The sequence below is a fragment of the Streptomyces sp. Edi4 genome, from assembly GCF_040253615.1.
Lineage (GTDB): Bacteria > Actinomycetota > Actinomycetes > Streptomycetales > Streptomycetaceae > Streptomyces.
Genome location: NZ_JBEJGY010000004.1, coordinates 7,413,752 through 7,425,671, shown reverse-complemented (window position 1 = coordinate 7,425,671; position 11,920 = coordinate 7,413,752). Strand labels below are relative to the sequence as shown.

Below are 11,920 nucleotides of genomic sequence, written 5' to 3'. Positions count from 1 at the left end.
CCTCGCGGCACAGCCGGACGGCACTCCCGCGACTACTGCCGTGCCGGGGCCGACACCGCCCCCGGTGCGGACCGAAGCCGGCAGGAGAAGGCGTGCGCATGACCCTGGTGGCCCGCGCCGCCTCCTGCCCACCGTGACGCCTCACCCCTGAGCGACCGGCCCCGCCTCCAGGAACGCCGCCGGCGCGAGCGGCCCGCACGTCGGCCGCGGTGATCACCTTTTGCCCACGCCCGTGGACCCGCGCAGGGTGTCCCGGGCCGTCCCCGTTCCCCTTCCCGTCCCCATCCCCGCACGCCGTGGCGCCGCCCGCGTGCCCGAGCACGACAGGTACCCCTCTTGACGACGTCCCCTCCGCGTCCGGCCGCCCGGCTGCGCGGCCTCAAGCCCGACTGGCTCGGCGATCCCCGGGTCTGGCGCACCGAGGTGCTGGCCGGCCTGGTGGTGGGGCTCGCGCTGATTCCCGAGGCGATCTCCTTCTCGGTCATCGTCGGCGTCGACCCGGCGATCGGTCTGTTCGCCTCGTTCACGATGGCCGTCACCATCTCCGTCGTCGGCGGGCGGCGCGCCATGATCTCGGCGGCCACCGGCGCCGTGGCGCTGGTCATGGCGCCGCTCTACCGCGAGCACGGCTTCGGGCACCTGGTCGCCGCAGTGATCCTTGCCGGTGTTCTCCAGATCGTCCTGGGTGCGCTCGGAGTGGCGCGGCTGGTGCGGTTCGTGCCGCGCTCGGTGATGGTCGGCTTCGTCAACGCCCTGGCCATCCTCGTCTTCATGGCCCAGGTTCCGGAGATGCGCCACGTGCCGTGGGCCGTCTATCCGCTGATCGTCGGCGGTCTCGCCCTCATGGTGCTGTTCCCGAGGATCACCAAGGTCGTACCCGCTCCCCTGGTCTCCATCGTGGTCCTCACCGCTGTCACCGTCGCCGCCGCGATCGCGGTGCCCACGGTCGGCGACAAGGGCGAGCTGCCGTCCTCGCTGCCGACCCCCGGCCTGCCCGACGTGCCGATCACACTCGACACGCTGACCACGATCGCCCCGTACGCACTCGCCATGGCCCTGGTGGGTCTGATGGAGTCGCTGATGACCGCGAAACTCGTCGACGACATCACCGACACCCCTTCCAACAAGACCCGCGAGTCCATCGGCCAGGGCATCGCCAACATCGTCACCGGGTTCTTCGGCGGCATGGGCGGCTGCGCCATGATCGGCCAGACGATGATCAACGTGCGGGTGTCCGGCGCGCGTACGCGGCTTTCCACCTTCCTCGCGGGCGTGTTCCTGATGGTGCTGTGCGTCGTCTTCGGGCCGGTCGTCTCTGACATCCCGATGGCCGCTCTGGTCGCGGTGATGGTGATGGTGTCGTTCGCGACGTTCGACTGGCACTCCATCGCCCCCGAGACGCTTCGGCGGATGCCGGCCGGGGAGATCGCCGTCATGGTGCTCACGGTCGTGGTCGTCGTCGCCACGCACAACCTGGCGATCGGCGTGGTGGCCGGCACCGTGACCGCGATGGTGATCTTCACCAGGCGCGTGGCCCGTCTCGCGGACATCACCGCCGTCGTCGACCCCGACGGCACTCAGGTCGTCTACCGCGTCACCGGCGAACTCTTCTTCGCCTCCTGCGACGACCTGGTCGGCCGCTTCCAGTACGCCACCGACCCGGACCAGGTCGTCATCGACCTCGCCGACACCCACATCTGGGACGCGTCGTCCGTGGCCGCGCTCGACGCCATCGAGACGAAGTACGCCCAGCGCGGCAAGACCGTGGAGATCGTCGGCCTCAACCGGCCGAGCGCCCGCATCCACGAGACCCTGAGTGGCGAACTGACCGGCGGCAACTGAGAGTTGGGGGCGTCGGTTCGGGGACGCCGGGATCCGGGGTGCCTGGTTCGGGGACGCCGGGTTCGGACGGCCCCCAGCCCTCGTCGCCCGCGTGGCCGCCTGTGCGCCCGTTACCGTCTCCTCAGCCCCGCCTCGATCGAGGGGGGCGCCGGCCGGCGCTTGGTGCTCATTCAAACGCGGGGACCGAGTGGGACCAAGACGCGATTCGCCATGTGGTTGATCAAGAATCGTGATGAATGGAGGCGGGGACCTGTGGAGTTGCGGCAGGCGCACTACGGTCCGGCCTCGGCGAGCGGGCGCCTGTCCGTGGAGTCGCACGGCGCCCCGGCCGCCCGGCGCCTGCGACGGGTAAGCGAGGGCGCGTGGGCCGCCGCGTTCATCCGTGGCGCGGACCGCAGCCCCGACCTGGTGCATCTGCCCCTGCGGAGCGACTAACTCCTCGCGGCGCCGGGACCGGCCGGCCGGGCTGGGCGAGGTTCTACGCGGCGCAGGTCGGCGTCGACCCCGGCGACCGGGTCGCCTTCCGCCCCTTCATCGCTCCCGCGCCGTTCGTCCGGACTACCTCGCCGCCCCGTCCGGGGCCTGCGTCGCGCCGCCTCAGCGCCCTTCTGGACGCCTGCCGACGCTCCGTCGCAGCGGACGCCTCTTGCCTCAACACCCCCGATACGGCTACTTGTTGGGGTCCCGGAAGCGGCCGAACGCCTTGGTGAGCGCGGTCAGCGGAGAGGCGTCCGCCTTCAACGGCCGTGGCACCGGCGCCCGCAGGAGCCCGTCGCCGCCGCTCGTCTCGGCCAGCGCGGCCTGCGCCGCCTCCGCCGCTTCCCGGTACAGGTCGCGCGACGTCGTCATCGCGTCCAGCGCTTCGGCGTACTTGGTGACCATGGCCTGCGCGTGCACCAGTTCCTCGTCCGGCGTCAGCAGGTGCCAGCCCTGGCGCAGGCGCGTCAGGGCCCGCTCGGCGTCGGCCGGCATCGGACGGGGCAGAACGGAGAACTCCTTGATGCGGTCGAGGAGTTCGGTGGGCCGGGAGCCGTCGAGGAAGACCGTGCGCACGGTGTAGCGCTCCGCGTCGTACTCGGGCCCCTGCCCCGCCGACGGCAGGACGACGGCGCCGCCGCGCGGCATCCGCACGCTCAGCTCCCGCTTCATCGCGAAGTCGGCGATCTGCGCCTGCTCCGGCGTGCCCCGGTGCTCGATCACACGATGGCGCAGGCTCGGCGGCAGGAACGTCGAGATGGGCTGCTGCCCCTTCACGTCCGGGGTCATCGCCTCGTGCACCACGACATGGATGTACCAGCTCTGACGGGTGCAGTCCCGCAGCAGGTGGCGCAGCTCGTCGTCGTCCTTGGGCAGATGGTTGGTCGTCCGCAGACGCAGGTCCGCCACCGTGTCGTGGTCCCAGGCGACGCGGTCGCTGTCCGGCCAGAACATGGTGGCGGGCGAGAGCCAGTTCATGTCCCACGCGCACTCGGCCTCGGCGGCGAGCACCCAGGTGACACCTTCACCCTCCTTGCGCCGGGACTCGGGGTCGTACGTGGTGAGCTGCGCGCGCACCGGCACGTCACCGGCCGCCCGCCAGCGCGCCTCGAAGACGCGCCGAGCCAGCGGGCCGGGGTCGGCGGACTCGTCCCTGGGGTGCAGGACGGTGGAGCGGGCCGCCTCGGCGGGGTCGAGATCCAGGAACGCGTCCAGCACCCCGGCCGCCTGGAGGGCGATCAGGTTGCGGCGCACGTCGAGCTCGGGCTCGGGCCCGAAGTGGCGCCCGCGCCCCAGCCACGCGGTGTCGGGGACGGTGGTTGCGGAGCTGCTGTTTTTGGCCATGGATTCGTTCTCTGGGTGATCGGGGCCCGACCAGTATGGTCGCTCGGCCCCGTGTTGCAACGCGGTACCCCGCACACGGCCACGTCACGCCTGCCCTTGCTCCCCCGAAGTCCGAAATGACCCCCGCGTCCCGCCCGGCCCGGCGTCCGGCCGGGGCAGGGACGCCGAGGTCACGGGGCCAAAGAGGTCAAGGTCACAGCCGATGCCTCTGCTGCTCCTTTGTGGAACTGCCCTAGCATCCGAGCATGACGGTCCTGCCTGACGACGGGCTCTCTCTGGCCGCCGAGTTCCCTGACGCGACCCTTGAGCAGTGGCACAGCCTCGTGGCTGGTGTCCTGCGCAAGTCGGGCAAGGAAGCCTCCGGCGAGGCAGCGGAGGACGCCCTGTCCACCGCGCTGGAGGACGGGTTGCGCACCCGTCCCCTGTACACCGCGCACACCACCGCGCCCGACGCTGTCTCCCCCGGCCTCTCCGGTCTCCCCGGGTCTCCCGGCTTTCCCGGGTTCGCTCCCTTCGTACGAGGGAGCAGGCCCGAGGGCAACACGGCGAGCGGCTGGGACGTACGCCAGCAGCACACGGTCGGCGACGGCCCCACCGTGCTCGCGGATCTGGAGAACGGCGTCACCTCGCTGTGGCTGGTGCTCGGCGAGGGCGGCTTCCCCGTGTCCTCGCTCGGCCGGGTCCTCGACGGCGTCCATCTCGACCTGGCGCCCGTCGTGCTCGACGCGGGCCGCGATGTCGAGGCCGCCGCAGGGGAGTTGCTGCGACTGTACGAGGAGCGGGGCCTCGCCAAGGACGCGGCGCGCGGCAACCTCGGCGCCGACCCACTGGGCCACCAGGCGCGTACGGGCGAGGAGTTGGACTTCGCGCCCACCGCGTCGCTCGCCCTGCGCTGCGCCGAGCGGTACCCGGGCCTGCGGGCGCTGACCGTGGACGCGCTGCCCCACCACGAGGCCGGCGGTTCGGCCGCGCAGGAACTGGGCGCCTCCCTTTCGGCCGGCGTCGCCTATCTGCGCGAGCTGACCGACGCCGGACTGAGCGTCCAACAGGCGTGCGGGCAGCTGGAGTTCCGGTACGCCGCGAGCGCCGACCAGTTCCTGACGATCGCCAAGCTGAGGGCGGCGCGCCGGCTGTGGGCGCGGGTCGCCGAGGTCTGCGGGGCGCCGGGGGCGGGGGCGCAGCGGCAGCACGCCGTGACCTCTCCCGTGATGATGACGCGCCGCGACCCGTGGGTGAACATGCTGCGCACCACGCTCGCCACCCTCGCGGCCGGAGTGGGCGGCGCCGACGCCGTCACGGTGCTGCCCTTCGACCACGCGCTCGGCCTTCCGGACGCCTTCGCCCGGCGCATCGCCCGCAACACCTCGACGATCCTGATCGAGGAGTCGCATCTGTCCCGGGTGATCGACCCGGCGGGCGGCTCCTGGTACGTGGAGCGCCTGACCGATGAACTCGCCCACGCGGGCTGGGAGTTCTTCCGCCGCCTCGAAGGGCTCGGCGGCCTCGGGGCGGCACTGCGCTCGGGCGAGCTCGGCGCGGACCTGGCCGCCACCTGGCGCGAGCGCGGCACGCGCCTGGCCGAGCGCCGCGAACCGATCACCGGGGTCAGCGAGTTCCCGCACCTGGACGAGCGCCCGGTGGAGCGCGAGCCTCAGCCCGCGCGCCCGTCCGGCGGACTGCCCCGGGTGCGGCGCGACGAGGCGTACGAGGCGCTGCGCGCCCGCTCGGACGCCCACCTCGCGGCGACCGGGTCCCGGCCCCGGATCTTCCTGGCCACGCTCGGCCCCGCCGCCGCCCACACCGGGCGCGCCACGTTCGCGGCCAACCTGTTCCAGGCGGGCGGCATCGAGGCCGTCACCGAGGGCACCTTCGAGGACAGCGGCGCCACGGAGGCCTGTCTGTGCTCCAGCGACGCGGTGTACGAGGAGCAGGCCGAGGACGCCGCCCGCTCGCTCGCCGACGCCGGCGCGCGCCACGTCTTCCTCGCCGGGCGCCCCGGGCAGCTGACCGGTGTGGACTCCTACGTCTTCGCTGGCTGCGACGCCGTCGCCGTACTCACCGCCACCCTCGACCGCATGGGAGTGTCCTGATGGGAATCCCCGACTTCTCCGGAATCGAGCTGGGGAGCCCGTCGGCCGACGGTGGCGCCGAAGCGTGGCACGACGCCGCCCGGGCGGCGGCCGGCGGCGCCGCGCCGCTGTGGGAGACCCCGGAGGGCATCGCGGTCAAGTCGCTGTACACCGGCCATGACCTGGAAGGCCTCGACTTCCTCGACACCTACCCGGGCATCGCCCCGTATCTGCGCGGCCCGTACCCGACGATGTACGTCAACCAGCCCTGGACGATCCGTCAGTACGCGGGTTTCTCCACGGCCGAGGAGTCCAACGCCTTCTACCGCCGCAACCTCGCGGCCGGCCAGAAGGGCCTGTCGGTCGCGTTCGACCTGCCCACCCACCGCGGGTACGACAGCGACCACCCCCGGGTGACCGGTGACGTCGGCATGGCGGGCGTGGCGATCGACTCCATCTATGACATGCGCCAGCTCTTCGACGGCATTCCGCTGGACAGGATGACCGTGTCGATGACGATGAACGGCGCCGTACTGCCGGTGCTCGCGCTGTACATCGTGGCGGCGGAGGAGCAGGGTGTGCCGGCCGAGAAGCTGGCGGGGACCATCCAGAACGACATCCTCAAGGAGTTCATGGTCCGCAACACCTACATCTATCCGCCGAAGCCGTCGATGCGGATCATCTCCGACATCTTCGCCTACACCTCGCAGCGGATGCCGCGCTACAACTCGATCTCCATCTCGGGTTACCACATCCAAGAGGCCGGTGCCACAGCCGACCTGGAGCTCGCGTACACCCTCGCCGACGGCGTGGAGTACATTCGCGCCGGGCGCGAGGCCGGCCTGGACGTGGACGCGTTCGCGCCCCGGCTCTCCTTCTTCTGGGCGATCGGCATGAACTTCTTCATGGAGATCGCCAAGCTGCGCGCGGCCAGGCTCCTGTGGGCGAAACTGGTCAAGCAGTTCGACCCGCAGAACACCAAGTCGCTTTCCCTGCGCACCCATTCACAGACCTCGGGCTGGTCGCTGACCGCGCAGGACGTGTTCAACAACGTGACGCGTACGTGTGTGGAGGCGATGGCGGCGACGCAGGGCCACACCCAGTCGCTGCACACCAACGCCCTCGACGAAGCGCTCGCGCTGCCCACCGACTTCTCGGCGCGCATCGCCCGCAACACCCAGCTGCTGCTCCAGCAGGAGTCGGGCACGACGCGGGTCATCGATCCCTGGGGCGGCAGTGCCTACGTCGAGAAGCTGACCCACGACCTCGCGCGCCGTGCCTGGCAGCACATCCAGGAGGTCGAGCGGGCCGGCGGCATGGCCAAGGCCATCGACGCCGGGATCCCCAAGCTGCGTATCGAGGAGGCGGCGGCGCGCACCCAGGCCCGTATCGACTCCGGTCGTCAGCCGGTCATCGGCGTCAACAAGTACCGCGTGGAGAGCGACGAGCAGATCGACGTGCGGGCCGTCGACAACTCCTCCGTGCGCGCCCAGCAGATCGACAAGCTGCGCCGCCTGCGCGCCGAACGCGACGGGCGGGCCTGCCAGGACGCGCTGGACGCGCTGACCCGCGCGGCCGGCGGCGAGGGCAACCTCCTGGAGCTGGCCGTGAACGCGGCCCGCGCCAAGGCGACCGTCGGTGAGATCTCCGACGCACTGGAGAAGGTGTACGGCCGGCACGCGAGCCAGATCCGTACGATTTCCGGTGTGTACCGCAACGAAGCAGGACAGTCCCCCTCCGTGGAGCGCACCCGCGTTCTGGTGTCCGCGTTCGAGGAGGCCGAGGGGCGCCGCCCGCGCATCCTGGTCGCCAAGATGGGCCAGGACGGTCACGACCGGGGTCAGAAGGTGATCGCCACCGCCTTCGCCGACCTCGGATTCGACGTGGACGTCGGCCCGCTGTTCCAGACGCCCGCCGAGGTCGCCCGCCAGGCCGTCGAGGCGGACGTGCACATCGTCGGTGTCTCCTCGCTGGCCGCCGGGCACCTCACCCTCGTACCGGCCCTGCGCGAGCAGCTTGCCGAGGAGGGCCGCGAGGACATCATGATCGTGGTGGGCGGTGTGATCCCGCCGCAGGACGTGCCGACGCTGCTGGACATGGGCGCCGCCGCCGTGTTCCCGCCCGGGACGGTGATCCCCGACGCGGCGCACGACCTGGTGCGTCGCCTGGCCGCCGACCTCGGGCACGAGCTGTGATCGATGTCGACGCCTATGTGAAAGGGGTCCTCGACGGGAAGCGCGCGATCGTCGCGCGCGCCATCACGCTCGTCGAGTCCACCCACCCCCGTCACCGGGCGCCGGCCCAGGAGTTGCTGACCACGCTCCTGCCGCACAGCGGCAAGGCGCGTCGGATCGGTGTGAGCGGCGTGCCCGGTGTCGGCAAGTCGACGTTCATCGACGCGTTCGGCACCCGGCTGACCTCGGCCGGTCACCGGGTGGCGGTGCTCGCGGTGGACCCCTCCTCCAGCCGTACGGGGGGTTCGATCCTGGGTGACAAGACCCGGATGGAGCGCCTGGCCGTCGACCCGGCGGCGTTCGTACGCCCCTCCCCCACCGCCGGCACGCTCGGCGGGGTCGCCAAGGCGACGCGCGAGTCGATCGTGGTGATGGAGGCGGCGGGTTACGACGTCGTCCTGGTGGAGACGGTCGGCGTCGGCCAGTCGGAGACGGCGGTCGCCAACATGGTCGACTCCTTCCTGCTTCTGACGCTTGCCCGCACCGGTGATCAGCTCCAGGGCATCAAGAAGGGCGTCCTCGAACTCGCCGACGTGATCGCCGTCAACAAGGCGGACGGGCCGCACGAGCAGGACGCGCGGTCCGCCGCGCGGGAGCTGGCGGGCGCGCTGCGTCTGATGCACGGCAAGGACGCGTTCTGGACGCCGCCCGTCCTGAGTTGCAGCGCCCGGGAGTCGAAAGGACTCGACGCGGTCTGGGAACGCCTTGAACACCACCGGGGCCTGCTCGAATCCACCGGCCGGCTCGCCGCGAAGCGGCGCGACCAGCAGGTCGACTGGACGTGGACGATGGTGCGCGAAGAACTCCTCGCCCGGCTGCGCTCCGACCCCGGTGTCCGCGCCCTGACGCCGACGCTCGAACAGCGGGTCAGGGAGGGGGAGTTGACGGCCACGCTCGCCGCAGAGCAGATCCTGGAGACGTTCGGCGGGACCGGGAGCTGAGGGCCGGGAGCCACCGGGTCCGGTCCCGCTCGCCGCTCGCGCGGGCCGGGGCGACAATGGGAGGCGGAGCGCGTCCGCGGACCCTAGACCGGGAGGCACCCGTGGCACACACTGACACCGCCGACGTGCTGATCGTGGGCGCGGGGCCGGTCGGTCTGAGCGCGGCCGCCGAACTCGCCCGGCACGGGGTGCGTGGCCGCGTCATCGACCGGCTGCCGGCCCGGCTGCCCTACGCCAAGGCCGTGGGCATCCAGCCACGCACCCTGGAGCTGTGGGACCGGATGGGCCTGGTCCGCGACATCCTGGAGACAGCGGTTCCGTTGCGGGGGCAGCTGGCGTACGTCAATGGTGTCGCGCAGCCGCGCCTCGACCTCGTCCTGCCGCCCGAAGTGCCGTACGGGTTCGCCGCGTTGCCCCAGTACGAGACCGAACGCCTCCTTGAGGAGTATCTGGCGGGCCTTGGCGTAGCCGTCGAACGGGGCACCGAACTCACGTCCTTCTGTCAGGACCCGGACGGAGTGACTGCGTGCCTGACCACCGCATCCGGGGACGAGGAGGAGGTCAGGGTGGGACACCTCGTCGGCTGCGACGGCGCGCACAGCACCGTCCGCAAGGGGCTCGGGCTCTCTTTCGAGGGGGCGGCCCTCCCCCAGGAGTACATGCTGGCCGACGTCGAGGTGGACTGGGAGATGCCGCCCGGCTTCAGTGTCCGCTCCACGCACCGCGCCGAGGGCGGCTCCATCGACGACGCGTTGGTGTGCGTGCCGTTGCCCGGCGCGAACCGCTACCGCCTGTCGATGCTGGCTCCTCCCGGCCGCACCACCGGGCCGGCCGGCCGCCCCCGGCCGGACCAGGACCCGCCGGGGGCGGCTCGGGGCGCGGCCGGGACGGACGACGCCGGCCAAGTGGCGCACGGGCTGGGCGGAAGCAGGGTCCCTGCGCTGTCCGACATCCAGGCCGTGGTCGACCGCCTCGTGCCGACCGGGGCGGCTCTTTCCGCCCTGCGATGGTCCTCGGTCTTCCGCATCAGCCACCGGATCGTCGACCGCTATGGCGAGGGGCGGGTCTTCGTGGCGGGGGACGCGGCGCACATCCATCCGCCCACCGGCGCCCAGGGCATGAACACCGGCATCCAGGACGCCTGCAACCTGGCCTGGAAGCTCGCGCTGGTCGTCCACCGCGCGGCGGCCCCGGCCCTGCTCGCGACCTACGACGCCGAGCGCCGCCCGGTCGGCGAGGAGGTCGTGGGGCGGACCACCGTCCGGCACTCCTCGGACGGCTCACAACTGGGCACGGGCGACGATCCGCACACCCTGATCCTGCGCGAGGCCCAGCTGCTCGTCGGCTACCGCCAGGGGCCGCTGGCCACGCGTCCCTACGGACCGGCCGACGCGCCCCAGCCCGGCGACCGCGCCCCGGACTGCGCCGGGCTCACCGCGCCGCCCCTGGCCGCCTACGAGATGCGCTTGCTCGACGTCCTGCGCGGGTGCCCGGGCCACGTGGTGCTGCTCTACTTGAGCGACCCGGACGACGCGGCCGCCGCGGCCGCGGCGGCCGGAGCGGTCGCGGCCTCGGGTCTCCTGCCGGCCGCCCCGGCATCCCCCGCGGCGCGGCCGACGCGGACCGTCGCCATCGTCACCCGGGAGGCGGACCCGTCCGTGTCCGGCGCCGTTTCGGCCCTGTCCGAGCTCTCCCGCCTGCCGGTCCCCGGCTACCTGGACACCGCCGGTGAGTTCGCACGGCTGTACCGTCCCGGGGGGCCGACCGGATTCGTCATCCGTCCGGACGGTCAGCTGGGCGCCCGGTTCCCGCTGTCCGGGGCCGGGGCAGCATTGCGCGACTACCTCACGGCCCTTTCGATGGCCGCCTGAGCGCGCGGCCGTCCCTCACGGGTGGCTGAGCACGTTGATCACGCGGCCGTTCGGGTCGCGCACGAAGAAGCGGCGCACGCCCCACTCCTCGTCCGTCAGGGGGTGGACGATCTCGGCGCCGCGCTCCACCATCGCCCGGTGGACCGCGTCCACGTCCTCGACCTCGATGCTCACATCGGGCGCGACCGGAGCCGTGAGGTCCTTGCTCATCAGGCTCAGCTGCACGGCGGGGTTGTCCCGGGAGGCGAGCGTGACGATCCAGCCGTGATTCATGACCTCCTCGAAGCCGAGCGCACCGTAGAAGTCCGAGCTCTCGGCCAGAGCCTCACCCTCGGACTGGAAGTTGGGGACGATCCGGCGGACGTACATGGGCCACTCCCTGCGCCGGGGGAACATGCGGACGCCCCACGCTATCCGGCGCGCCCCCTGGGCCCAGCGTGAAATTGCGGACGACATTGGTGACGTTGTTCCCATGTTCATACGTTCGGGTTGCAGGGGGGCGCCGATTCGAGGACCGGCTCGCGCATGCCCCCGGTCTCGCCGCCGCTCAACTCACTCCGCCCTGAACGGTCATGCCCGCTCCTGACCGCTCCGGTCGCTCCTTGTCCGGCGATGACAACTGTGTGGCGCCGCAGCGCGGTGGGACAGAGCGGGCAGCGGAATTCCCGTCCGCTTTCAGGGATTTCCCGGGGTTTGCGGGGCGCGCACCGTGCTGATTGTGTTCGGGCCCCGGACATGAGTAAGGGCTCCGAAAGGCTGTCGGGGACAGCCCGCCCGAATCGAAGCCCTGACGCGTCCGGTCCCCACGCATCCATCTCCAGGAGGACACCGTGCTCGAACGCGTCTACCGGAAGCTCGCCATACTGCTTCCGGAGCGGCCCGGCCTCAGCATTCCGCTGCATGTGATCGCCCAGAGTGCCGTGGTCGCCATCCTCGCCGTCACCGCCCGGTGGGCCTCGGTGCTCGTGACCGCGACCGTGGCGGGCGTGGTGTGGAGAGGGCTGCCGCCCGAGGCCCTGATGATGGCCGCGCCGATGGCGTGGGCGGACCGGACGATGGTCACCTACCTGCGCGTCACCCGCCTTTAAGGCGGCCGCAGTTGGCGCGGTTTCACCCCCACGGTTTTCGGTCATTGTGCGCGG

The 11,920-nt window shown here is 71.9% G+C and carries 9 protein-coding genes; 7 read left to right on the top strand and 2 right to left on the bottom strand.

Annotated elements, in window-relative coordinates; all coding sequences use genetic code 11:
* Positions 1-336: 336 nt before the first annotated feature.
* Together ABR738_RS35225 and ABR738_RS35220 are read left to right on the top strand one after the other, a co-directional pair.
* Positions 337-1,842 (top strand): SulP family inorganic anion transporter, encoded by a 1,506-nt coding sequence (locus ABR738_RS35225; protein WP_350234025.1) that lies wholly within the window; start codon positions 337-339, stop codon positions 1,840-1,842.
* Positions 1,843-2,094: 252 nt separating this feature from the next.
* Positions 2,095-2,277, top strand: a complete 183-nt coding sequence (locus ABR738_RS35220) for a hypothetical protein (RefSeq protein ID WP_350234024.1) — start codon at positions 2,095-2,097, stop codon at positions 2,275-2,277.
* 234 nt (positions 2,278-2,511) lie between these two features.
* Here the strand turns inward: ABR738_RS35220 and ABR738_RS35215 are convergent, their stop codons facing one another.
* Entirely contained in the window at positions 2,512-3,663 is a 1,152-nt protein-coding gene (locus tag ABR738_RS35215; RefSeq protein ID WP_350234023.1) for a hypothetical protein, read from the bottom strand.
* 245 nt (positions 3,664-3,908) lie between these two features.
* Between ABR738_RS35215 and ABR738_RS35210 the strand changes: the two genes are divergently transcribed.
* From ABR738_RS35210 to ABR738_RS35195, 4 genes are all read left to right on the top strand, one after another.
* Positions 3,909-5,753 carry a methylmalonyl-CoA mutase family protein gene (locus ABR738_RS35210; protein WP_350234022.1) on the top strand — a complete coding sequence of 615 codons (1,845 nt, stop codon included), beginning with the start codon at positions 3,909-3,911 and terminating at the stop codon, positions 5,751-5,753.
* Positions 5,753-7,927 carry a methylmalonyl-CoA mutase gene (scpA, locus tag ABR738_RS35205; protein WP_350234021.1) on the top strand — a complete coding sequence of 725 codons (2,175 nt, stop codon included), beginning with the start codon at positions 5,753-5,755 and terminating at the stop codon, positions 7,925-7,927. The genes ABR738_RS35210 and scpA overlap by 1 nt, the downstream gene beginning before the upstream one ends.
* On the top strand, positions 7,924-8,907 hold the full coding sequence (gene meaB / locus ABR738_RS35200) for a methylmalonyl Co-A mutase-associated GTPase MeaB (protein WP_350234020.1): 984 nt from the start codon (positions 7,924-7,926) through the stop codon (positions 8,905-8,907). The genes scpA and meaB overlap by 4 nt, the downstream gene beginning before the upstream one ends.
* 101 nt (positions 8,908-9,008) lie before the next feature.
* On the top strand, positions 9,009-10,778 hold the full coding sequence (locus ABR738_RS35195) for an FAD-dependent monooxygenase (RefSeq protein ID WP_350234019.1): 1,770 nt from the start codon (positions 9,009-9,011) through the stop codon (positions 10,776-10,778).
* Positions 10,779-10,793: 15 nt separating this feature from the next.
* On the opposite strand, the gene ABR738_RS35190 is transcribed toward ABR738_RS35195, so the two are convergent.
* Positions 10,794-11,147, bottom strand: a complete 354-nt coding sequence (locus ABR738_RS35190; protein WP_350234018.1) for a VOC family protein — start codon at positions 11,145-11,147, stop codon at positions 10,794-10,796.
* Between the two features lie 461 nt (positions 11,148-11,608).
* Between ABR738_RS35190 and ABR738_RS35185 the strand changes: the two genes are divergently transcribed.
* Positions 11,609-11,866 (top strand): hypothetical protein, encoded by a 258-nt coding sequence (locus ABR738_RS35185; protein ID WP_350234017.1) that lies wholly within the window; start codon positions 11,609-11,611, stop codon positions 11,864-11,866.
* The last annotated feature ends 54 nt before the right edge of the window (positions 11,867-11,920 follow it).